This is a genomic window from Sorangium sp. So ce1504 (assembly GCF_051521635.1).
In the GTDB taxonomy this organism is placed as follows: domain Bacteria; phylum Myxococcota_A; class Polyangia; order Polyangiales; family Polyangiaceae; genus Sorangium; species Sorangium cellulosum_B.
Genome location: NZ_CP150365.1, coordinates 8,700,753 through 8,724,269, shown reverse-complemented (window position 1 = coordinate 8,724,269; position 23,517 = coordinate 8,700,753). Strand labels below are relative to the sequence as shown.

Here is a 23,517-nt window from a genome sequence, read left to right as displayed (position 1 = left end):
AAGCCGAACCTCCGCGAGCTCGAGCGCTGACGTCGGACGGTCGTGTGAGGACGGCAGGGGCTGATAGCCTGTCTCACGTGCGGATATGCCCCGGTCGAAGATCAGCTTCAAGCTGGCGCAGTACCCGGAGCGTCCTCCCGCCTCCGTGGACGCGCATGTCGATGATCGCCTCGGCCATCGGAGCCCCTGCTCGTCGTCCGGTTCAGCGCGACATGGACGAGGAAGCCGCACAGGAGCGCGTTGATGGCCGGAATGCCGGCGTGGATGAGGTATCCCGCCGCCACCCCGCCTGCCCAGGCGAGGAGCGGGCGAAGGCTCATGGACTCCACCTGCGGGGGAAGCGTACCGGCGGATCGGGTGTGCGCGAGCGCAGCGCGATGTCGGCGTATGACGTAATATTCGGCGATCATGATGCCGGCGACGGGCGGGAAGGCGACCCCGAGCAGCGTGAGAAACGCGATGAGGTGCTCCAGGATCCCGGCGGCCGAGAGCGCCGTTCCCACCGCGCCCGCCGCGAGCGTCATCGCGCTGCGCCCGACGCGTCGGCCCGTCATCTGATGGATCGCGCTCACCAGGCTGAGCGAGGCCGAGTACAGATTCCAGTCGTTGATCTTCAACGTGGCCGTCACGAGGATCGCCGCCCCGGCGACCCCGACCTCCGTGGTCACGATGTGGACGACATCCGCGCTCCGGACGGCGTGCGCCAAGAGCACGCCGGCGAGCCCGATCGTGTATTCGCCGAGGGTCACTCCGACGAGGGTCTGCTTGACCACGTCGGCCGCAGAACGGTTGTAGCGGGTCATGTCCGGGGTGAGGACCGCACCCACGATGAACCCGCCGGCCACCAGGGTCGCGCCGGCCGCGACGCTCATGGGCTCTCCTGGCGGAGGCATCGACATGAGAGCGGCGAGCTCATGCCGGGCGAGGGCGTTCCGGAGGGCCCAGGCGCTGAGGCCCAGGAAGAGCGGAACCGTGATGTACGACGTCCAGGCCATCGAGCTGAACCCGTAGATCACGATCAACGTGACGGCGGCGCCCGTGATGACGCAGAAGACCCACAGCGGCAGCGCCGTGCCGGCGAGTGCCGCGAGGCCCTTGGCGAAGATGGCGTTCTGGACACCAAACCACCCGACCAGGCTCACGGCCGCGCACAGGCCGAACAAGGAGGAGCCGTGACGCCCGAAGCCGGTCCACTGGGCGAGGACATACGTGGACAGGCCCTCGCGCTGGCCGGCGACTCCGATGAGCACCGCGACGATCTCCAGGAGGACGACGCCCAGGGTCAGCGACCAGAAGGCGCCCTGGAAGGTCATGTGAAAGCCGAGCGTGGCGCCGAGGAGGAGCTGAGACAGCGCGGAGAGCTCGCCGAACCGCTGGACGGCGATGCTCCACCAGGGGTAGCGCTCGGCCTCGGGCACCCGGGCCAAGGCGAAGTCGTCGTGCCCGATCACGGCCCGGCGCCGCGCCGGGGCCGTGGCTGCGCTGCCGTGGCCCTGGCTCGCGCGTGGAGGCTCGCGTGCCTCGCGCGCGCTCACGGCGCGAGCTCCTCGACGGGAACGAAATCGAGATCGATGCCAAAGGCGCGCGGTCCGAAGACCTCCAGCGCCTCGGGTGTGCGCAGGATCGGCGGCGTGGCCACGCCCACGACCTTCACCTGCTGCCCGTAGCGCAGCGCCTCCGTTGTGATCGGCTCCGCGGTCTCGCGATCCAGGATGCATATGAGATCAGGCACGCTGCACAGGACGCGCGTCCCGATGCGGGCGACCAGGTTCTCGTTCTGGATCAGCACGTCCAGCGTCTCCCCGGAGCCCTCGGTGTCCCGGAGTTGCACCCAGCCCCTGGCGAAGCCCTCGGTGGTGCGGCGGTAAACCTCGATCACCTTGCCGGTCCAGAGGACGCGGCCGTAACGGTAGGGCGTCTCTCGGAGCGCGCCGACGAGGCGATCGAACGGATCTCCATGCTGCTCGTTCGCCTGCCGGATCGCCTTCCCGATCGCCAGGCAAACGCCCAGGGTGCCGCCGATGGCGGTCCTCCGCACCGTCGACCCATCCATGGGGTACTCGGCGGTATGCGCCTGGCCTCCCATGCGGATCGTGATGCCGCGGGCGATCCACTCCATCATGAAGTTGTCGCAGGTCGTGAGGATCGCAGTATCGCCGTGCTCGTCCGTGATGGCCATCGGCGTGCCGGGGACGCCGTAGACATGAAACGTCTCCTGGTACAGATTGGGAAAGGCGCGGCCCATGCCGTCGGCGTCCACGACCGGCAACCCGAGCTGCGCTCCCACGAGGAGCGGCACGGTCGAGTTCATCCCGCCCGCCTCGATGGGCATGGTGCAGGTCGCCCGGATGCCGAGGAACGCCTCCAGCCGGCGCAGCGAGAGCGCGCTCTCGTCGCCGCGCGGGAGCTTCTCGATGAGACAGGTCGGAGCGCCCATCATCGCCGTGGGGATCACGTGGTCCCCGTCGCCCAGCTCCCGGAGGTGGACGACCTCGACGCGGCGACCTTCCTCCATCACGCGCTCGAGCATCAGCCGGCCGATGTAGGGATCTCCGCCGCCGCCGGTGCCCAGGAAGGCGGCGCCGAGGGAAAGGTCAGGCAGGTCCTTGCGCTCCAGCACGAATCCCATCTCGGCCTCCTCACCCGTGCCGCAGATCGCCCATGGCCTTCACCCGGACGCGGGTCGCATTGGACGGCAGGTAGGCGAGCGGCACCTCCTCGATATCGACGATCCGCACGCTGGCCGGCTCGGCGCCCGCGGCCGAGGCCTTCGCGATCGCCTCTGCCTGCGCCTCCGCCAGCGCGTCGTCCCGGGATACCCTGTCCAGGTTGACGATGCGGTCCACCTCCCCGGACACCTGCGCGATGGCCGCACCGACGGCGTTCGCGACGTCGAGGTGCGGAGGCCTCATGATCTCGGAGGCCCCCTGGAGCGGCGCCCCGATCAGCGAGGAGCCGCCGCCCACCAGGACGACGGGCATGTCCCCCGCCGCGGGCTTGGCCCGGTCGATGGCGGCCTCGACCATCTCTCGAATCCGCAGCGCCGCGCGTGCGACGAGCTCGCCCGGCAGGTGTGCGACCCTCGCGCGATCGCCGATGGCGGCGCACCCCGCGGCCACGGCGATGTCCGTGGCCGTCAGCGTATCGCCCCCGAACACCAGCGCTCGCCGGGTCAGCTCGTAACCGACGCTCTGCGGCCCGACCCGGAGAGGGCTATCGAGCACGAGGCTCCCGCCGCCGAGCCCGATGGAGAGGACGTCGGGCATGCGAAAGTTGCAGCGCACGCCGGCCACCCGCAGCGTCATCGACGCTTCGCGCGGCAGCCCGCGGCGCAGCGCGCCGACGTCGGTGGTGGTGCCTCCGAGATCGACCACCACTGCGTCCGTGAAGCCCGTGAGGAACGCGGCGCCGCGCATCGAGTTCGTGGGGCCCGAGCACAGGGTGCTGACCGGATAACGCTCCGCCCGATCGGCGTTCATCAGGGTGCCGTCGTTCTGGGTGAGGTAGAGCGGCGCCGAGATGCCGGCCTGCGCCAGGGACTCGCGAAACGCATGGATGGTCGCCTTCGCGAGGTCCTTGAGGCAGGCGTTCAGGATGGCGGCGTTCTCCCGCTCGAGCAGCCCCATCCTTCCGATCTCATGCGATAGGCTGAGCGAGGCGTCCGGCAGCTCCTCGCGCAGGATCTCCGCGGCCTCGAGCTCCGCCTCCGGATTGACCGGCGAAAAGACGCCGGAGATCGCGACGGAGCGGATGCCCCTCCGGCCGATCTCCCGGGCGACACGGCGCAGCTCGCCGGCGTCGACGGGCGACAGCCTGCGACCGTCGAACTCGTGACCTCCGTGGACCAGAAAGCCGTGGTCGCCGAGCTCGCCGCGCAGATCGCGAGGCCAGTCCACCATGGGTGGCAGCGCCGCGGTCGCCGGCAGCCCGAGCCGCACCGCCGCGACCTCCTGCAGCCGGCGATGCTCGACCAGCGCATTCGTGAAATGGGTGGTGCCGAGCATGACGCCGCGGAGCCGGCCGACCGGCACCCGCGCTCGTTCCAGCAGGCGGAGCACGGCCTCGAGCACGCCGCCGCTCACATCCGCTGTGGTCGGCGTCTTGACCTCCGCCACGACCTCCGCGCCGTCCATGATGACGGCGTCCGTATTGGTCCCGCCGACGTCGATCCCCATGCGCATGAGCGGTCACCTCCCCATGACGCCGTGAGGATCAGCCTCCCCCGAGGGAGAACCGGCGCTTCCGGGCTCCCGCGCGCCGCCGAGGCCGTAGTCGCGCGCGGCCTGCTCCTCGGTGATGTAGCCGCAGCGCAGATCGTCGAGCACGCGCGCGCGGCTCCGCCGCGCGGGATCGCCGTACCCGCCGCCCGTGCCCGTGTGGAGCCGGCAGAGCTCACCCCGCTTGAGCAGATGACGGGCGCACTTGCCCAGCGCGGTCCGGCTGCCGTCGTCGTGCACGAACTCCAGGTAATTGGGCGAGCCCGGCTGACCGCCATCCAGCCCCCACGGCGGGAATCTGTGCCGGCCGAAGGTCGCCGTGACCGTGGCCCACGCCGACGTGATGCGGTAATCGCGCACGAGGCCCCGCCCGCCGCGGTGCTCGCCCGCCCCGCCGTCGACGATATCCAGCGCGTACTGCTCCACACGGAGCCCGTAACGCGTCTCGCAGATCTCGACGGGGATCATGTAGGTCTCGCCGTCGCCGGCGCAGACGAGACCGTTCTCACCGTCCTTGTCCACGCCGGCGCCCCAGCCGCCCGCCTGCGGCTCGACGAGGAGATAGGGAGTCCCGTCGTCGGGGTGGATGCCGTGAATGATCGTGCCGCAGACGGAGAGGAAGTGTCCGGCGGTCAGGCGACGCGGGGCGAGGTGCGCCACGGCCTTCCAGACGAGGTCCGTCGCGTACTGCATGGTTTCCCAATAGGTGGAGACAGGGGCCGGCCTCTCGGCGCTGAAGATCGTCCCCGGAGGGCAGACGACCTGGACCGGCCTGAACACGCCTTCATTGGTCGGGAGCTGGGGATCGGTGAGCGCCTTCCAGGCCTGGCGTACCGCCGAGTGCAGGCTGGTGCGGCCGCAGTTGATCGGCCCTGGAACCTGCGCGCTCGTCCCTGTGAAGTCGCAGAGAAAGCTGTCGCCGATCGTCACCTTCACCCGCACCTCGAACGGGCCGTTCCCGACGCCGTCGTCGTCGATGAGGTCGTTCGCCTCATAGGTCCCGCGGGGGAGCCTCCGCAGTTCCAGGCGAGCCCTGCGCTCTCCCTCGTCGAGCAGCTCCTGCATGGCGCAGAGGACGGTGTCCTTGCCGAACTTGCGAAGGATGCCGCGCAGCGCGCGCTCGCCCACGCGCAGCGCGCCCACGCAGGCGTACAGGTCGCCGAGCGTCGCGTCGGGCGTGCGCACGTTGGCCCGGATGAGCTCGATGAGACCCTCATCGGGCTTGCCGGCCTCGAAGAGCTTGATGCCCGGGAACTGGAGTCCTTCCTGGAATACATCGGTCGCGTCGGTGGTCCAGGAGCCCGGATCCTTGCCGCCCACCTCGGTCCAGTGCGCCTTGTCCACGGCGAACGCGACGAGCTCGCCCTCGTGGTAAATCGGCATGATCAGCGCGACATCGGAGAGGTGAGTGCCGCCGCCCACGTAGGGATCGTTCAGGATGACGATATCGCCGCTCGCCAGGCGCTCTCTCCCGATCTTGTCGAGGACATGGGTGACGCAGAAGCTCAGCGCGCCGATGAAGTCGGCGACCCCGTTGCCCTGGCTAAGGAGGTTCCCGCGCGCGTCCGTGAGCCCGGCGGCATAGTCGAGGACCTCGTAGATGATGGGGCTCATGGCGGCCCGCTGGAGCGCGTGGAACATCTCGTCGCCCGAGGCGATGAGCTCGTTCTTGATGATCTCGAGCGTGAAGGGATCGATCGCGGCTCTTGTGTTCATGACGGACCCGTCGGTTGAAGGGGAATCTCAAGGGGAATCAGGGCGCGCTTCACCTGGCGGAGGGCGCGTCGACGTCGATATCGAGGAGGAGGCAGCCCTCCTCGTGCACCGCGAGTCGATCTCCTGGGAGCAGGACCGTCGAGGCGGCCGGCTCCTCGACGATGGCCGGCCCTTCGACGCGCATGCCGGGCCGTAGGCGAGCGCGCTCGTAAAGGGGGCTGTCCAGGATCCCGAGCTCGTCGAAATCAACGATGCGGGAGCCTTTGCGCGCGGGCGCGGGATCCGGCGGTGCACGCTCGAGCCGCGCTGGACGCGGCCTGTCCACGGCGCCGAGGGCTGCGACGTGGAGGCTCACGATCTCCACGGCGGTCCTCAGCCGGAACGTGTACCGCTGCTCGTGGAGCACGTGGAAGCGCTCGATGGCTTCCTCCAGCGCCGCGCTGTCCAGCCGGCCGTCGGGGAGCGGGACCTTGACGGTATGCTCCTGGCCGACATAACGCAGCTCGGCGAAGCGGTGCATCGAGATGCGGCTGGGGTCGAGCCCTCCGCGGCGCACGCGGGCGCTGATCTCGGGCTCGATGTCACGGAGGAGCGCGGCGAGCGCCGGTGTCTGCGACGGCTCGGCGCGCACCATGGCGGTCCGGACGAGGTCGGCCCGGACATCGGCCATGAGCATGCCCCAGGCCGAGAAATGCGCCGGCGCGACAGGGATGATGACCCGCCGGATCCGGAGGCTGCGCGCCAGGGCCGAGGCGTGCATGGATCCGCCGCCGCCGAAGGCGATGAGCGCGAACTCCCGCGGATCGTACCCGCGGCGGAGCGTCACGCGCTTGAGCAGGGTCTCCATGGTCGCGTTCGCGAGGCGGAGGATCCCGCGGGCAGCTTCGGCCTCGGTCACGCCGCAGGGCGCGGCGATCCGTCGGATCGCCCTGCGGGCGGCCTGCGCGTCGAGCGGGATGCTGCCGCCGAGGAAGTACGCGGGGTTGATGCGACCGCACAGCAGGTTCGCGTCGGTGGCGGTCGGCTCCTCGCCTCCTCGGCCGTAGCAGGCCGGCCCCGGCACGGCGCCCGCCGACCGCGGGCCGACCTCGAGCCGACCGGCCTCGTCGATGCGGGCGATCGAGCCGCCGCCGGCGCCGATCTCCGCGATATCGACCACCGGGATCATGAGTGGGTATCCGGGGGACGTCGGAGTCCACTCCACCTTGTACTCGGTGGTGATGCGCGCCTCTCCGCCCGGGAGGACGGCGCTCTTGGCCGTCGTGCCCCCGATATCGAGGGAGATGATGTCGCGCTCCCCGAGGAGCTGGCCGAGCGCGACGGCGCCGAGGACGCTGCCCGCCGGCCCGGACTCGACGAGGCGGATAGGCGCGGCGCGCGCCTCGGGGAACGTGGTGATGCCGCCGCTCGACTGCATGACGTGCAGCGCCTGGCCCGCCGCGCCGCGCCCGGTCAGGCTGCTCTCCAGGCTGTTCAGGTACGAGTCGGCGAGCGGCTGGACGTACGCATTCAGCGCCGCGGTGCTCGTGCGCTCGTACTCGCGCCACTCCCGCGTTATCTCGGAGGACACGCTCACGGGCACCGTGGGGGCCTCTGCGCGGGCGATCTCGGCGGCGCGGCGCTCGTGGACCGGGTTCCGGTAGGCGTGCAGCAAGCAGATGGCGATCGCGCGGGCGCCCAGGTCGAGGAGCGCGCGGACGCCGCGCCGCACGCCGTCCTCGTCGAGCGGCGTGAGCACCTCGCCCTTGTGATCCAACCGTTCCGTGACCTCGAGGCGGAGATCTCTGGGGACGAAGGGCTCGGGTTTGCGGAAGGAGAAGTTGTAGATGTCCGGCCGGTTGGCCCGGCCGATCTCCAGCACATCGCGGAAACCACGCGTCGTGAGCAGGCCGGTGCGCGCGCCTCTGCGCTCGGTGAGGGCGTTGATGATAAGGGTCGTCCCGTGGATGAAACACCGTATCCGGGCGGCCTCCACCCGCGCTGGATCGAGGGTCTCCAGGACACCTCGCGTGAGATCGTCCGGTGTTGTGGGGACCTTGGCCAGCGAGAGCTCTCCTGTCTCCTCATCGAAGGCGACGAGGTCGGTGAACGTTCCGCCGATGTCGCTGGCAACACGCATGAACAGGTCTTCCTGAGCGGGCCGGACGGCCAGGGCAGGGGCCGGGCAGCCAGGGGCAGCGCCGTCTCATGAGATCGCCTGGGCCGGGGCGCCGGGGCGATGCAGCCCTTCCGGCTCGGATGGATCCCTGTGCTCCCGGCGCGCCCCTGTCAATGGTGGTGCTCGTGCAGGCCGGCCAGGCTCGTCCGGTGGAGGCTCCGTGCATTCATCCATCGCCTCAGCCCACTGCGCGGCTCGCCCGCTCGGCGAACGGATTGCAATCCCGATCCCCGAGAGTCGTTGTTCTGTCGGCTGGTTCACCGACAGAGCCGTGGCATTTCTCCCGAATCCTGGATACGACCTCGACATGCCCTCAAGGAGTGGAGAATCCATCGAGGTTTCAGGGGTCACGCTGGACGTGCTCGTCCACCAAGGGATCGAAACGGCTCTGTATCGAGGTCGTCGTCGAGGAGACGGCGCGCCCGTCGCCGTCAAGGTCACACAAAGCGATTACCCGACCTTCCGCCAGCTCGCCCGGCTCCGGCGAGAACACGCGATCTTGCGCGATCTCTCCATGCCGGGCGTGCCGCGGGCGCTCGACCTCCTCCCGCATGGCCGCGGCCTCGCGCTCGTGCTCGAGGACCTCGGCCCGACAAGCCTCGCCGATTTGATCGCGAGGCGCGGGCGGCTCGAGGCGAAGACGACGCTGCGCATCGTGGCGCCGCTCGTACGCACGCTCGACGCGCTCCACCGGCGGCATGTCATCCACAAGGACATCAAGCCGCGCAACGTGATGATCGACGAGGCGACGCTCTCGCCGCGCCTGATCGATTTCGGCATCGCCGCCCGCCTGGCCCAGGAGACCCAGGAGGCTTCGGCGATGGAGGGGCTGGAGGGGACGCCTGCGTACATCGCGCCGGAGCAGACGGGCCGGATGAATCGACCTGTCGACCGGCGCTCGGACCTGTATTCGCTCGGCGTGACGCTCTACCACATGCTGACCGGAGCCACGCCGTTCCAGGCCGCGGACGCGACGGAGGCGATTCACGCGCACCTGACGCGGGTGCCCGCGCCGCCGCACGCGGTCGTCAAGGACGTGCCGCGCGGCCTGTCCGACGTCGTGATGAGACTCCTGGCGAAGGCCCCGGAAGATCGCTACCAGAGCGCGAGGGGGCTCCTTTCGGATCTGGAAGAGTGCCAGCGGCGGCTCGAGGCGAGCGGGACCGTGGCGCCGTTCCCGCTGGGTCGGGACGACCTGGTGGAGGACGTCGTGTTGCCCGATCGGCTCGTGGGTCGCGAGGCCGAGCTCGGCGCGCTCAAGGCCGCGCTCGACCAGGCGCGATCCGGCGCGGCCACCCTTTCGCTCGTGGTGGGCCCGCCCGGCATCGGCAAGTCGGCGCTCGTGCGCGAGCTCTGCGCGACCCAGGCGCGCGAAGCGTACTTCGCGCCCGGCAAGTTCGACGCGATGGCGAGGAGCATGCCGCTCTCGGCCTTCTCGCAGGTGATCCGCGCGCTCGTGCGGCAAGCGCTGGCCGAGCCGCCCGACAGCCTCCTGGCGAAGAAGCACGCCATCGAGGCCGCGCTCGGCCAGTACGGGCGGGTCATGACCGATCTCTGCCCGGATCTCGAGCTCGTGATCGGGCCGCAGCCGGAGCCGCCGGCGGCCGGCGCGAGCGAGGCGAAGCATCGCCTGGCTCTCTTGATCCGGCGCCTCTTTGCCGTCTTCACGGGCGAAGGCGCCCCGCTCGTCGTGTTCCTCGACGACCTGCAGTGGGCCGACCCGGCGTCGCTCGACCTGCTCCAGCGCCTGCTCACGGATCCGGATACGCACCACCTGTGCGTGGTCGGCGCCTACCGCGACGACGAGGTGGACACCGCGCACCCGCTCACCGCGATGGTCGGCGCGCTGCGCGAGGAAGGGATCGAGCCTCTGGAGCTCACGCTGGGGCCGCTGCCGCCCGCAGCGGTGACGATGATCGTGGCCGAGGCGCTGCATACGGACCTCGCGCGAGCCGAGCCGCTCGCGGCCATGATCGGGGAGAAGACGCACGCGAACCCACTCTTCATCGGCCAGTTCCTGCGTACGCTCGAGGGCGACGGGCTGCTCCGCTTCGACCCCGAGGCGCGCGGGTTCGTCTGGGACCTCGCGCGCGTGAAGGGCGCGCTGGTCACCGACAACGTGCTCGCGCTGATGGCGCGCAAGATCGAGCGGCTCGCGCCCGCGACGCGCCGCGCACTGATGTACGCGTCGTGCATCGGCCCGTCGTTCGATCTCCGCATGCTCGCGACGATCGTCGAGAGATCGCCCGCGGCCGTCGCCGCGGATCTGTGGGAGGCGCTGCGCGAGGGGCTGGTCCAGCCGATCGGCGGCAACTACCGGCTCCTCGAAGAGGTCGGGGACGCGCTCGATCCGATCGACGTCGCGGTCCCGTACCGCTTCCTGCACGACCGGGTGAAGGAGGCCTGCTACGCGCTCGTGCCCGATGGGGAGCGGCCGGCGGTGCACCTCGCCATCGGCCGGCTGCTCGCGGCGCGCGGCGGCGGCGAGGTGCCGGACGGGGACCTGCTCGAGGTCGTGCGCCACCTCAACCTGGGCGCGCAGGCGATCACGGACGAGACCGAGCGCATGGACATCGCGCGGCTCGATCTGCGCGCCGGCAGGCGGGCCATGGCCGCCACGGCCTACGAGGCGGCGGCGAGCCTCTTCGCGGCGGGCCGGGCGCTCGCCTCGGAGGCGGGGTTCTCGCGCGATCGCGAGGCGTGCTTCGGGCTCTGGCTCGAGGGGGCCGAGGCCGCATACCTCATCGGCGCGTTCGAGGAGGAGGAGGCGCTCACGGCCACCGCGCTCGCGCGGGCGGAGAGCGCGACCGAGCGCGCGAGCGTGCACAGCCTTCGCGTCCGGGCCCTGTCCACGCGTGGCCTTTATGCCGACGCGGTGCGCGCGGGGCTCTCAGGGCTCGCGGAGCTCGGCGTGACGGTGCCCGAGGATCCGGCCGCGCAGCAGGCGGCCGTCATGGTGGGCGTGGAGGACGTGGATCGCTTGCTCGCGGGCCGCTCCATTGAGGCGCTCGTCGACGCTCCGGTGACCGAGGATCCGGAGGATCGGCAGATCTTCACGCTGATGGCGGAGCTCTTGCTGCCCGTGTACTTCGTGAGCAAGGCGCTGTTCGGGCTGCTGATCGTCGAGCAAGTGCGCCGCTCGCTCGCGCGTGGCCAGTCCGAGACCAGCGCGCTCCCGTACGTGAGCTACAGCTTCATCCTGGGCCTGATGATGGGGCGGCACGCCGAGGGGCACGCGTTCGGCCGGCTCGCGGTCTCGCTGTGCGAGCGATGGAAGAGCCCGGCCCTCGCCGCGCGCGTGCACATGACGTTCGCCAGCACGAGCTACGTGCGCGAGCCGCTCCGCAACGGGATCGATCATGCGAGCCAGGCGCGGGACGCCGCGCTGGAGGCCGGGGACAACGTCTACCTCGCCATCGCCGTGGCCTACTCCCTGCCGCAGTGGCTCATCGGCGCGGGCGTTCCGCTCGAGGAGGTCAAGGCGGAGATCGACAGGTGCTCCGTCCTGGCGCGGCGAACGAAGGATCCGGTCGCGATCGCGACCGTCACCGCGTCGCGGCAGCTTGTCGCCTGCCTGACCGGACAGACCCGGGGCCGGACGAGCCTCACCAGCGACGGCGTGGTGCTCAGCGAGGAGTTCGCCAAGCTGAACGAGAAGGAGCACCCGATCGCGTTCTATTACGAGCACGCCTACCGCCTCTTCCTGCACGTGCTCTACGGCGAGCACGAAGCCGCGCTCGCGGCGGCCGCGGATGCGGGGCGGCTCGTCGGGGAGGTGACCGGCCTGTACTGGACGGTGAACGCGGCCTTCCTCGACGCCTTGACGCGGGCCGGGCTCGCGCGCGAGGCCGCGGATCTCGAGGCGCGGAAGGAGCATGAGGCCGCCATCACGCCGCTGAAGGCCCAGCTCGAGGCGCTCGCCCGGAGCTGTCCGAGCAACTTCCAGCACAAGGTCGCGCTCCTCGACGCGGAGCTCTGCGCGCTGCGGGGCGAGCGTTGGGAGGCGATCGAGCAGTACGACCATGCCATCGAGCTGGCGCGCGAGAATGAGTATGCGCAGGACGAGGCGATCGCGAACGAGCGGTGCGGCCGGTTCCTGCTCTCGCTCGGCCGCGAACGGGCCGCCCAGGGGTACCTGGCCGACGCCTTCCGTGGTTACCTGCACTGGGGCGCGACGGCCAAGGCCGAGACGCTGCTCTTCGAGTTCCCCAGCCTCGCCGCGCGTATCAGCAAGCGCGACGCCAGCTCGCAGAGCAGCACGTCGGAGTCGGCGACGTCCCAGACGACGCTCCTCGGTCGGGCCACGATGGGGAGCCTGCGCGACGCCGCGCTCGTGCTGCGCGCGGTGCAGATGATCGCGAGCGAGGTCGTGCTCTCCCAGGTGGTGTGCCGCCTCATGCAGATCGTGCTCGAGAACTCGGGGGCGGAGCGGGGCATCCTGCTCCTCTCGCGCGACGACCGGCTCTTCGTCGAAGCGGCGTTCCGGGCCTCGCCCGAGTCGATCGAGGTGGGGCAGAGGCGGTTGCTCGAGGACGAGCCGGAGCTCGCGCAGCAGGCGGTGCTCTACGCGTGGCGCACGCGCGAGGCGCTGGTGCTCGACGACGCGCCGGGCGACCCGCGCTTCGCGTCGGACCCGTACCTCGCGGAGCGGAGGACGCGCTCGATCCTCTGCATGCCGGTGAGCAGCCAGGGGCGCACGGCGGGGATGCTGTATCTCGAGAACAACGCGACCGCGGGGGTGTTCACTGCGGTGCGGGTGGAGCTCCTCGGGCTCCTCTCGTCGCAGGCATCGATCACCATCGAGAACGCGCTGCTCCTCGAACGAATCCAGGAGGCGAACGAGGAAGCCCACCTCGCGAACGCCCGGCTCGAGCGGGAAGTCGAGCAGCGGACACGCGAGCTCGCGCGCTCGAATGCCGAGCTCGCGCGCGAGCTCGAAGACCGGACGCGCGCCGAGGCGGAGCGCGCCGCGCTCCGGGAGCAGGTGGTGGAGGCGCAGAAGGCCCGACTCTCGGAGCTCATGGCGCCGCTGATGCCGATCAGCGAGGACGTGTTGGTGATGCCGATCATCGGCACGGTGGAGGCGGAGCGGGCGGCGCAGATCATGGAGGTGGCGCTCACGGGAGCGCAGCAGACCGGCGCGCGCGCGCTGATCCTGGACATCACCGGGGTGCGGTATGTGGACACGAACGTCGTGGCCGCGCTCGTGTCGGTGGCGAACGCGCTGCGTCTGCTCGGCACCGAGCCGCTGTTCACCGGCATACGACCCGAGGTGGCGCGGACGATGGTGGAGCTCGGCGTGGATCTCCAAGCGATGACGACGCTGTCGACGCTTCGGGCGGGTATCGCGCGCGCACTTTCGGGGTCGGCGATTCCAAGGAGGGGCGAGGGGCTCCGGCCCGCGCGCTGAGATCGCTCACACGTCCGCGTGCAGCACGAGGCAGCCGGAGCCCACGGCTTCGTGGCGGCAGGTCTGCTCGCCCGACGTCCGAGGATTCGCTGGCCGTCGAAGATGGATCCAAGCTAAACGAGCTTTCATGCGCTATCAAATCCTGCAAGCAGCCCTCGTGGTTGTCTTGGCGGCCGGGTGTTCCTCGCAAGCCGAGGGCGCTACCGGCGGCGCCGGACTGGGCGGTTCCGGCACGAGCGACGCCGGGACCGAGGCTGGCAGCGGTTCAGGCGCCGGCGAGTCCGGCACGGGCGCCGTGGGGGCAGCGGGGGGCGGCGACTCGGGAGGCGGTGCGGCAGGCGGAGGCGGCGGACACACCGCCTGTCCGCTCCCCGCCTATCCCGACGCGGACTGCACTGGCGTCCCCGCTGGCACCTTGCTGACCGTCATGGAGGGGGACTTGAACATCACGGATGCATACACCGTGATCGACGGCAAAGACATTCGTGGTTGCGTCAGCGTCAATGCCCCGGGCGTCGTCATTCGGAATTCGAGGGTGAGCTGCCCGAGCTCCATCGTCGTCAGCAGCTTCGGCGGCGCGTTCACGGGGACGGGGCTCTTGATCGAGGATTCCGAGATCGACTGTCAGGGCACCAGCGGCACGGCCGTAGGGGATACGAATTTCACGGTTCGCCGGGTCGACATTCACGGCTGCGAGAACGGGTTCGATCTCGACGGGGACGTGTTGATCGAAGACAGCTACGTCCACGACCTCTACCAAAGCGCCGAGGCCCACACCGACGGCGCGCAAATCACGCATGTCGGGCACGACGTGACGCTGCGGCACAACACGATCTATGCGAACGACGGCACCTCGGCGATCATCAGTCCAGACGTCTCGGCGGGCGTTCTCTCGAACGTCCTCATCGAAAAGAACCTGATGGCCGGAGGGGCCTACACCCTTTACTGCCAGCAGGACGGGCAGGGCACCAACTACCGAGTTGTCGACAACCGCTTCAGCGCGTTGTTCTACCCCACCATCGGCGCCTATGGGCCCTGGACCGACTGCGAGGACGAGGCCGAGGTGCACGGCAACGTGTACCATGAGACCGGCGAGCCTCTGCCCGGGCAATGAGCGCAGCTGGACCTCGCGGGCGGAAGCAGCGGGGCGCCCACAGGGCGGCGGCAACTGATCGCCAGCGCAGTCCATGATCTCCCCACCACCCCCGCCGGCGTACCGTTCTCGCCGGCTCTCCCGCAGGATCTTTGCCGCCCGCCGCGCGGGCGCGCACGCCTCTCGGCGCCGCCGCTTTCGTGCTGCGCGGTGCCGGGGGGCGCCGCCGGTCCTCCAATTTCATGAGGCATTTCGCTGCGCAGCGAGGGCAGGAGGCGAGTCCCGACCTCCGCGCCAGCGCTGGCCCAGGCTGTTGCGCTCGGGACGCCACGCTTCGTAGCCTTGCATCATGGTGGCAAAGGACACTCCGAAGACACGAATTGCGGCAAAGAACACTCCCAAGACGCGCGTTGCGGCCAAGGGGACGTCCCGGATCGCACCCGCGAGAACGAAGTCGGCCAGCGCGCGGCCGAAGGGCCAGGCGGACTCCTCGCTGACGGGTCCGAGGCCGCCGCTCGGCGCCGCAAAGGGACGCAGTCCACCGGAAGCAGGCGGCGCGGCAGGTGCGAGCGGGGTCTCCCGGAACCTCGCAACAGGCGAGCGCCGCAAGCAGTGAAAAGAAATCATCTGATGCCGTGACAGTTTCAGACAGTCAAACGTAAGTTATCGTTTCCGTGGACGATTTAGGTAATAGAGCCCTTGGCGAGCCGCGTCGTTGACGGCAGAATGGGCGGCCGCAGCTCGGGAGGAGCGCCCGCCCATGTCCCACCAGCGACGGAACAACACCAGCGACATGCCCCGCTCGGGGAACGTGAACCACCTGAGCGCGAGGGAGAGGTGGGAGCTCGCGTGGGTGCGGAGGCTGGGCCTCGAGGACGTCCAATGGGACGCTGAGCGCTACTGCGAGCACTGCAGAGCGGAGCGAGCCGCCCGGGAGGAGGCCGCGGAGGACATCGCAAAAGCCCCCGGGAGGCGATCCGAACAATTCAATTAACCACGTTGAAGGGCGCCTCGCGGCGACTGACAGCCCCGGCGGCGAGAGCGCCTGTCGTGCCGCCATCGAGACGGTACAGTCGTGTCTCGATGGCCCCGGTCAAGACGAGATCCGACCCGACGAGGGAGCGACCTCGCAACTCCGCCTCGGCGCGGCCCCGAGGGGCGACGCCGAGGCGAGCGCGCCGAGGGCCTCGCCTCTCCGACCCGACCTCAGGTGAGGCTGATCCGCGGCCGCAGGTTCTGCTCGCGCAGGAACGGCTCGATGTCGTCCACGATGTCGAGCTGCACCCCCGCCAGGCTCATCGCCGCCGCGATCGTCTGGATCCCCATGCGCCCGAGCTTGTTCATCTCCGGGGGCGGGCGGACGACGATGTGCTCGATCTTGTCGCGCACGTTGAGCCCCCACTGGGTCAGGATCATGCGCGCCTCGCTCTCGTACCGCACCATGAGCGCCATGTCGTAGATGAAGAACGCCCGCTCCCCCGGGCGCATGACGCCCACGAGCTTCTGGTACGCGTCGACCGAGATGAACCGCGCGGCCTCACCGGTCGCCACCGTCTCCCGCAAGAGCTGAACGACCATGCCCGCCGGCTGCGTGATCCACACGCCGACGCTCCCGGTGTCGTCGAGCAGGTGCGGCTGCCTGCGGAACGCGAGTCTGCGGTTCGACGGGAGCATCTCTCTAACGACAATAGCCATTCCGGCTACCGGGGCCCGCCCGCGACGACCGGAAGCGCCCCACCCGCCCGACCGGTCCGGTCGAGCCGAAGCGCGCTGTTGTTTCACACATCACCGGCCGAGCTCCTCCCAGGGGGTCAACGCTGCGTCATGGTGGTCGCAAAAAACGGATTCGGCCAGAAATGTGTGATCCTGCCGCCTCGGACCCCCCACGGCGACGCCGTACAGCCAGGCGGACGCGGGCGCGGCCGCGCTCGACCGGTCCCGCGAAGGCAGGCCATGGCGAAGATCCCCGGGCATCCCTGTGCTCCCCCCTGGCCGAGCAGCTTGCGCGCCGAAAGGCCCGGCGCCTCCCGCGCGGCGCAGCGAGCGGCGCAGGGAAGCGGCGCGCAGCCGTTCAGGCGAACAGCGCGGCGCAGGCCGACCCGATGAGGTTGACGTGCTCGAGCCGGGCGATCCGGGGCTCGACCTGGGAGCCGACGAGGGCGCGCAGCGTCTCCTGCACCCGCGGCGCATAGCGGGGATCGCCCCAGAAGAGGCTGCCCTCCGCCAGGATGCCGACCCCAGGAGGGCTGTCGAGCACGTCGGTGACGGCCGCGAGCCCCGCCGCCACGAGGTCGGCCGAGCGCTGGAGCAGGTCGCCAGCGACCCGCCGCGCCTCGTCAGCGCCCTCGTCGCGGAGCCGCACGAGATCCGCGGAGCTCGTCAGCGGGTCGTGGTCCGGACACAGCCGCCCGAAGAGCCGGGGCAGGTAGGCCCCGGACACCGCCTTCTCGAACCGCTGCGCGCCGGGGTTCTCGGAGCTCGCGTCGAGCTCCGCGTCGAGCGGCTGGAGGTGCGGAGGGTTGAAGTTTCCGTTCTCGAGGTTGACCGCCATCGGCGCGACGAAGTGACCCGTCTTGAGCTTCGGGATCCGGCCGGCGGGGAGGAACGTGGCCATGTTGGTCCCCGTCCCCACGATGAGCCCGATGAACGCCGCGGGCTGCGACCCGCCGTGCGCGAAGGCACCCCCGAGCAGGCTCGCCACCGTGTCGTTCAGCACCCGGACCGGACCGGGCCGGAGCCTCCGCGCGCCGAGCGCCCGGCCGAGCCGCTCGCCCACGCTGGTGCCCTCGACCCCGGCGACCTGGACGCCCTTGGTCCAGCGGAGCAGCCGCGCGTCGAGCGACGGCAGCGTCTCCGACGGATACGAGAAGCAGTACCCCACCGGCAAGCCGTGCACGGCGCCCAGGCGCTCGACCAGCTCCGCCTGCACGTCGAAGAAGGCGTCGCCCGTGATCTCCGGCCCGCCCGGGAACTTCGCAGGCACGGGCCCGGCGACGATGCGCGACTCGCCGCCCGGCAAGAGCTCCACGATGGCGGCGCGCAGGTTCGTGCCGCCAGCGTCGACCACCACGGCGCGGCCCATCATCCCTCCCGGCGGCGGCGCGAGATAGGCAGGGAGCGCGGCGATCTCGGTGCCGGGCGTGGAGAGGCCGAAGACGATGCGCGCCGCGAGCGTGCGGCGGATGTCCTGGAGCTCGGTGAGCGAGAGCTTCATCGGCGGAATGCTTACCCTTAGGCCCCTGAGAAGGAAATAACTTTGCAAGTGGCGCAAGTGAGGCTGAGCGTGCTTGGCGTCGGCCTCGCCCGGACGGCAAGGGGCCAGCGCCTCGCTGCCGCGATTGCGCTCTGCGTCACCTGGAGGAGGTCGCTGGAGAGCGGTTGTCGTCCACACCGAAGACGACGGGATAGACCACCGTGGCAACGCTCTTGCGGTCTGCGGCGGAGGGGAATCGGAGGCCCCGGAAGACGTCGAGCACGCAGCCGACGACCTTGGCGTCGCGGAGCGGGGGAGCGGGCGACGACGGCGGCGTCGCGCCGGGCGAGGGCAGCGCAATGAGGAGCGGCGCGTCCTCGGGCGGGCGGTCGGCGTCACCCGCGTAGGTGACCTTCCCTTCGCCATCGACGACGAGGTGTACGGGCAGGCGCCCTTGGAGCTTGGGGTTCTGGCGAAGGCCCTTTTCAAAGCAAGCGCGCATCTCGCCGAAGCGCTCCTGGACGACGCTCCGCACGACGTGAGGCGGGATGTGGGCTTTGCCCTTGATCGGGTCATAGGGGTTGCTCTTGCAACGGGCGGCAATGCCCCTCACGGCCTTGGCGTCCTGGTCGAGCTCCCTCTCCAGGCCGGCGCGGGCGACACCGGCCTTCTTGCGGTCGTGAGCGCCGAGCGACGCCTGGAGCTTGCGGGCCGCGGCGCCGGTCCGGGCGAAGCTCTCCCGGATGTCCTTGGCGCCCTGGGCGAGATCCGGATCGGAGGCCTGGACCGCGGCCGCGCGGGCCCAGAGGTCGAGCCGATCCGCGATCCTCCCGAGCACGTCGGGCGGCGTGTTCAGGTCGGATTGCCGGAGCACCTCGATCATCCTCGAGGCTTTCTGGACCTCCGGGCCGAGCGCCTTGCAGTCGGCCTCGATCGAGCGCGCGGCGCTGCCTTTCCCGGGGAGGGGGATGGGGGTGGGGCGGGAGATCGGGGCGCGCTCCTTCACGGGCGAGCGGGCGGGCGGACGGTTGTTTCCGGCGGAGCGGACAGGCGTGCTCGCCTTGTCGGACAGCGGGATCGGGGCGCGCGGCTCGGGGGCCTCGGGCGCGGTGTCGCGGGCGCGCGTGCTCCTGGGCGGGCGCAGGGCGGCGCGCTCCTTCTGCTCGGGCGAGCGCAGGGCGGCGCGCGCCTCGCGGGTCGAGCCCTCCGGGACAGCGCTCGGGGCGGCGACCCCGGCGTGCGTGGGGTCGGCGTCGGTGGCCGGCTCTCTCCGCGGCGCAGCCCCGCAGCCCAGCAGGGCATGAACTCCGACGAGGACGAGCCACGCGCTTCGCATCCGTTCCTCCGAGGTGCGTTCGACGTACGAGCCGCTGTTTTGATACAGTACACCGGTCCGAACATCGCTTGCAGGCGAAACGGCGGGGCCTCCCAGGAGGTGGACAGGCAGCGCAGGGAGTGTGACGTGAACAAGCGCGAGAAGAACGGCCGCGGGGGTGGGAAGGACGATCACGGCAAGGGCGGGGGCGAGCTCGCGGAAGCGGCGTGCGCGCTCGAGCGCGAGCTCGTGCGCTTCGAGGAGCTCGCGGAGTCGGCGCGGCGGCTTTCCCTCGATACACGCAAGGGGATCGAGCGCGCGGCGAAGTCGACGACCGAGGCGGCCGAGGCGCAGCAGCGCGTGAGCATGGCGCTCGGGTCGCTCATCGCGGCGATCGCGGCGGCGCGGGATCGCCACGAGGCGACCGCCACGGCGCTCGCGGCGCGCGGCGAGGAGATCAAGCGGCGGGCGGAGCAGCTCGGGGAGCTATTCCAGCGCTTCGCGGCGCTCGGGGAGGAGGGGCGGAGCATCAACCAGCTGGTGCAGGAGACCGCGGCGCGCCAGCGGGAGGCGACGACGCCGGAGCAGATCCACGAGGTGGTGGCAGCGATGGACGAGGTGGAAGGGCGCATGGGGCGCCTCGCCGACGAGGCGCGCGCCCTCGCCCAGGCGGCGACGGCCGCGGGGATCGTCGACCTCGCGGAGCAGGCGGACGGGATGCGGCAGCAGGTGACCGCGATGCGGAACAAGGTGGGGCTCCTGCGAAAGGGGATGCTGTCGCGGCTGGGAGGGGGAACCCAGCCAAACTAGGGGGCATAGGCGTTCACCAAGCTTCGCGCCGCGTTCTCCTACATCCGAACGTTTACGTGGTCGTGGTCGTTTACGTGGTCGTGGTCGTGGTCGTGGTCGTTCACGACCTATCGTTGACGACCACGACCACGACCACGACCACGTAAACGTTCACGTTCACGTAAACGTTCACGTTCACGTTGGTGACCGGTGGAGGAGGGCCGGCTTCGCGCCCTTAGCGTGACCGAACGAGCTTGGTTAACGCCTGGGAGGGGGAGGGGCCTATCGCCGTGTCGATGGGGGACGGGGGAATACGATCCGACAGGGATCGGCTAGGCGGACGGCGAGCGGCAGAGCGTGAAGTAGTGGTCGAGCGAACGCTCACCCTTGAACGCCGCGCCGATGGACACGTCCTTCGAGACCCGACGCATGAAATCACGGGTTCCGTTGTAGACGAAGAACTGGAGTCCTTTGGTGTTGGGGACGACCCGGGGCCAACCGTCAGGTACGGGGCCGTCAGGGACCTGGAAGTAGTCGATCACGATGGCGCCACGCTCCTGCCACGCAGGATTGCCGGCCGTCGGGACCGCGACGAAGAAGCCCGGGCCAATCCAGGGACGCGTGAGCCCCTCGTTGTAACCGAAGAGCCGCGCGCTGCCGTCCTCGGGCAAGGCAAAACGCTTCTCGAAGAAGCGGAATGTGGACGGGAGAGGAAGGCTGTTCCTGCCCTCGTGATGAACCGCCACGCGGCGCGGTGTGCCGTCCGGGACGAAGAAGTCGAGCGTGAGCGGGGGGGCGTGGCTCGCGGCGGCATAGAGCGCCCGCTGATCCGCGCGCGTCGTGGTCGACAGGGCGCTGCGGCGCTCCTCGTGCGTCAGACCATCGAGGTGCTCGGCGATGCGAGCAATCGGGGCGTTCTGGCGAAGAAGTTGGACGAGCTCCGACATGGGCAGCGGAGCATAGCAGCGTTCGGTTGCCGCGTAGAGGGCCGGCCTCGCCATGGAGCGAGGCCGGCGGGGAGAGATGCGATGTCGTGGCGAGCGAGCGTCAGAGGCAATGGACGGGAGAGCGCAGCAGCTCGGCGGTGGTGTCCGTCACGTCGGCGCCCTCGACCCCCGCGGCGAAGCGGCGGAAAGCCTGCTCGTCACCGCTCGTCAACGCGAACGCCGCGCAGACGGCGGCGGGGTGGGCCGAGCGGGCCGCGGGCGAGCGGAGCACCCGGGCGAGGCCGTCCAGCGCTCCCTGGTTGCCGGCCGCCGTGGGCGCGGCGGAGGCCACCACGGCGCGGAGATCCGCGGCGAGGACGTCGGAGACATCGGTCGCGCCGAGCACGCCGGCGAAGAAGGCACGAAAGACCGACAGGGCAGCCGGGTCGAGCCCGTCCACGTACGTCGCGAGGTGCCGGATCGCGAGCACGCGCGCGCGCACCGAGCTCGCCATCTGCGCGACCCTGCCCCACGTGCGGAGCGCCGCCTCGGGCGGCAGCTTGAACTTGGACAGGTACTGGAGCCGCACGTCGGAGACGCCGCCCGAGGCGAGCCCGGTCTCGAGCGCGGACCAGTCCTCGGCGAACAGCGCTTCGGGGGACACGACGGCGCTGCACGACGCGTAGCTTCCGACGTAGTCGAGGCCGTAGCTGTAAGGCGCTCCAGCGAAGAGGCCGGTGAGCACGCTCGACCACGCGCCGCGGACGTCGGCGTCGAGGCCCGGCGCGCACGCGACGTCGCACGCCGCGGCGAGCGATACCGCCCGGGCCGCCTCGCCGTCGAGGCCCTCGACGAACGCCTCGAACTCCTCGGGCGCGAGCCCCTCGGGCAGGCCGTCCTGGAGCGCGGCGAGCTGGTGCGCGCCGCCCACGTCGAGGAAGCACGAGACGCCCTCGGGGTCCGCGGGGACACGGCGCGGGGCGAGCGTCGCGGCGTAGGCCTCGAGATCGCGGTCGGTGGTCAGGAAGGCCCACTCGGGGTGGCGGTCCTGCGGATCGACGACGAGGAGCTCGCCCGGGCGCGCGGGCGCGACCTCGACGCGCTCGCCGGGCGTGAGCGTCTGCACGCGGGTCGGGCCGTCGCTGGCCACCCACGCGAGCTCCAGGGGCGCGACGAGCGCGCCCTCCGGATCGTGCACCGTCACGAACGCCCCGCCGGAGGGCGCGGGGTCGACCGTGAGCCACGGGAGCGCCTTGGCCACGACCGCTCGCCGCGCGCGCGCAGCCGCCTCCGGGCCGAGCGCCGGCGCGAAGGCGTCGAGGAAATCGTCCGTGCCGATGGTCCCGAACCGGCGCTCCTCGAGCACCCCGCGGAGCGCCGACCAGAACGCCTCCTCGCCGGCCAGGCTGCGGATCTGGGTGAGCAGCCAGGCGGCGCGGCCGTAGGGGCCGCTCGTGTACTTCTCGCCCGGCGCGAGCGACGGATCGCGGACGGCGTCGCCGTCCCGGGGGCCGAGCTCGTCGCCGTTCAGCGTCCCCGCGCCGCTCTCGTCCGTGTAGACGCGGACGCCCTCCTGCTCGAGCAACGTCGCCATGCCCTCCTTGATCCAGAGATCGTCCCAGGTCTCCACCGTCACGAGGTCGCCGAACCACTGGTGCGAGAGCTCGTGCGTCGTGAGCAGGAGATCCGAGGCGAGCGCGGGCTGCGTGCTCCGCTCCTCGCGCTGGAAGCTGATGCTCGCGTGCTCGATCCCGCCCACGGAGAAGTCCGGCAGGAGCACGAGCGCGTACTTCTCGAAGGGGTACGGCCCGAGCAGCTCCTCGAAGCGGCCGATCGCGCGCGCGAGCTCGTCCACCATCCTGCCGTGATCGCCCGGCAACCCGCGGCGGTGCCAGACCGCGACGGGGAGATCGCCCTTCGTCCCGCGCTCGACCTCGAAGTCGCCGATCGCGAACGCCATGAGGTAGGGCGGCAGCGTGTAGGCGGTCTCGTACCGGACGAGGTGGCCCGACGCCCCGAGATCCTCGTCGCCGACGAGATCGCCGTTGGCGATCAGCGCCTCGCCGCCGTCGACGCGCATGGCGATCGAGAAGATGGCCCGGTCCGAGGGCGCGTTGTGGCACGGCATCCACCGCGACGCGCCGAGCGGCTCCGACACCGTGTAGACGGCGCGCACGGCGACCGGATCGCCCATGCGCGCCGGCACCGCGCGGAGGGCGTCGCCGGAGAGCGCCTCGTAGTCGATCTCGAGCGCGATCGGCGCGCCGCTCATCGCCTCGGGCTCGCTCGAGAGGTCGATCGCGAGCGCCTGGCGCTGCGGATCGAGCGCGTGCGGGAGCGCCCCGCCGCCCTTCCGCCGGACCTCCTTCACCTCGGCGACGGCGCTGTCGAGGACCACCGTCCTCGGGCCGTCTCCGGTGAGCGACAGCGTGAGGCCCAGCGTCGCCACGAGGCGGCTCCGCTCCCAGTCGAACTCGCCCCGGAGGTCGTAACGCTCGACGTCGAACGCGCTCCCCTCGAGCGGCGCCGGGCCCTCGCCCGAGCACGCGGCGGCGAGCGACCCAAGCAGCAGGCAAGCCACACGGAGCGCTCCGGGGCGGTGTTTCTGGAGTGTGCAGTGCATCGCGGTTCCTTCGATCGGAAGAGGGATTCATCTCGCGAGGCCAGGCGCCAGCGCTCGGACCCCCCGAGCCCACGGCG

At 70.8% G+C, this 23,517-nt stretch carries 13 protein-coding genes; 3 read left to right on the top strand and 10 right to left on the bottom strand.

Features of this window, described 5'->3' with window-relative positions:
* Positions 1 to 107: 107 nt before the first annotated feature.
* From WMF39_RS32770 to WMF39_RS32750, 5 genes are all read right to left on the bottom strand, one after another.
* A complete protein-coding gene (locus tag WMF39_RS32770; protein WP_437748056.1) occupies positions 108 to 1,451 on the bottom strand; it encodes a purine-cytosine permease family protein in 1,344 nt (447 codons plus the stop codon).
* An 80-nt stretch (positions 1,452 to 1,531) separates the two neighbouring features.
* A complete protein-coding gene (locus WMF39_RS32765; protein WP_437740408.1) occupies positions 1,532 to 2,629 on the bottom strand; it encodes a DUF917 domain-containing protein in 1,098 nt (365 codons plus the stop codon).
* 10 nt (positions 2,630 to 2,639) lie between these two features.
* Positions 2,640 to 4,181 (bottom strand): hydantoinase/oxoprolinase N-terminal domain-containing protein, encoded by a 1,542-nt coding sequence (locus WMF39_RS32760; RefSeq protein ID WP_437740407.1) that lies wholly within the window; start codon positions 4,179 to 4,181, stop codon positions 2,640 to 2,642.
* 6 nt (positions 4,182 to 4,187) lie between these two features.
* On the bottom strand, positions 4,188 to 5,933 hold the full coding sequence (locus WMF39_RS32755; RefSeq protein WP_437740406.1) for a hydantoinase B/oxoprolinase family protein: 1,746 nt from the start codon (positions 5,931 to 5,933) through the stop codon (positions 4,188 to 4,190).
* Positions 5,934 to 5,982: 49 nt separating this feature from the next.
* Positions 5,983 to 8,052 carry a hydantoinase/oxoprolinase family protein gene (locus WMF39_RS32750; RefSeq protein WP_437740405.1) on the bottom strand — a complete coding sequence of 690 codons (2,070 nt, stop codon included), beginning with the start codon at positions 8,050 to 8,052 and terminating at the stop codon, positions 5,983 to 5,985.
* A gap of 346 nt (positions 8,053 to 8,398) precedes the next feature.
* Here WMF39_RS32750 and WMF39_RS32745 point away from each other — a divergent pair, with 346 nt between their 5' ends.
* Positions 8,399 to 13,501 carry a protein kinase domain-containing protein gene (locus tag WMF39_RS32745; RefSeq protein ID WP_437740404.1) on the top strand — a complete coding sequence of 1,701 codons (5,103 nt, stop codon included), beginning with the start codon at positions 8,399 to 8,401 and terminating at the stop codon, positions 13,499 to 13,501.
* A 127-nt stretch (positions 13,502 to 13,628) separates the two neighbouring features.
* Positions 13,629 to 14,615: a right-handed parallel beta-helix repeat-containing protein gene (locus WMF39_RS32740; protein ID WP_437740403.1), complete on the top strand. Its 987-nt coding sequence runs from the start codon at positions 13,629 to 13,631 to the stop codon at positions 14,613 to 14,615.
* A 1,185-nt stretch (positions 14,616 to 15,800) separates the two neighbouring features.
* On the opposite strand, the gene WMF39_RS32735 is transcribed toward WMF39_RS32740, so the two are convergent.
* The 3 genes from WMF39_RS32735 to WMF39_RS32725 all read right to left on the bottom strand — a co-directional run bounded on the left by WMF39_RS32735 (position 15,801) and on the right by WMF39_RS32725 (position 19,123).
* Positions 15,801 to 16,289: a hypothetical protein gene (locus WMF39_RS32735; protein ID WP_437740402.1), complete on the bottom strand. Its 489-nt coding sequence runs from the start codon at positions 16,287 to 16,289 to the stop codon at positions 15,801 to 15,803.
* Between the two features lie 376 nt (positions 16,290 to 16,665).
* Entirely contained in the window at positions 16,666 to 17,808 is a 1,143-nt protein-coding gene (locus WMF39_RS32730; protein ID WP_437740401.1) for a hypothetical protein, read from the bottom strand.
* Positions 17,809 to 17,944: 136 nt separating this feature from the next.
* On the bottom strand, positions 17,945 to 19,123 hold the full coding sequence (locus tag WMF39_RS32725) for a hypothetical protein (RefSeq protein ID WP_437740400.1): 1,179 nt from the start codon (positions 19,121 to 19,123) through the stop codon (positions 17,945 to 17,947).
* Positions 19,124 to 19,249: 126 nt separating this feature from the next.
* Between WMF39_RS32725 and WMF39_RS32720 the strand changes: the two genes are divergently transcribed.
* The gene (locus WMF39_RS32720; RefSeq protein WP_437740399.1) at positions 19,250 to 19,912 is read left to right on the top strand and encodes a hypothetical protein; all 663 of its coding nucleotides are present in this window, start codon (positions 19,250 to 19,252) and stop codon (positions 19,910 to 19,912) included.
* 311 nt (positions 19,913 to 20,223) lie between these two features.
* On the opposite strand, the gene WMF39_RS32715 is transcribed toward WMF39_RS32720, so the two are convergent.
* Positions 20,224 to 20,838, bottom strand: a complete 615-nt coding sequence (locus WMF39_RS32715; RefSeq protein WP_437740398.1) for a hypothetical protein — start codon at positions 20,836 to 20,838, stop codon at positions 20,224 to 20,226.
* Between the two features lie 100 nt (positions 20,839 to 20,938).
* Positions 20,939 to 23,440 carry a M1 family aminopeptidase gene (locus WMF39_RS32710; protein ID WP_437740397.1) on the bottom strand — a complete coding sequence of 834 codons (2,502 nt, stop codon included), beginning with the start codon at positions 23,438 to 23,440 and terminating at the stop codon, positions 20,939 to 20,941.
* Between the last annotated feature and the right edge of the window lie 77 nt (positions 23,441 to 23,517).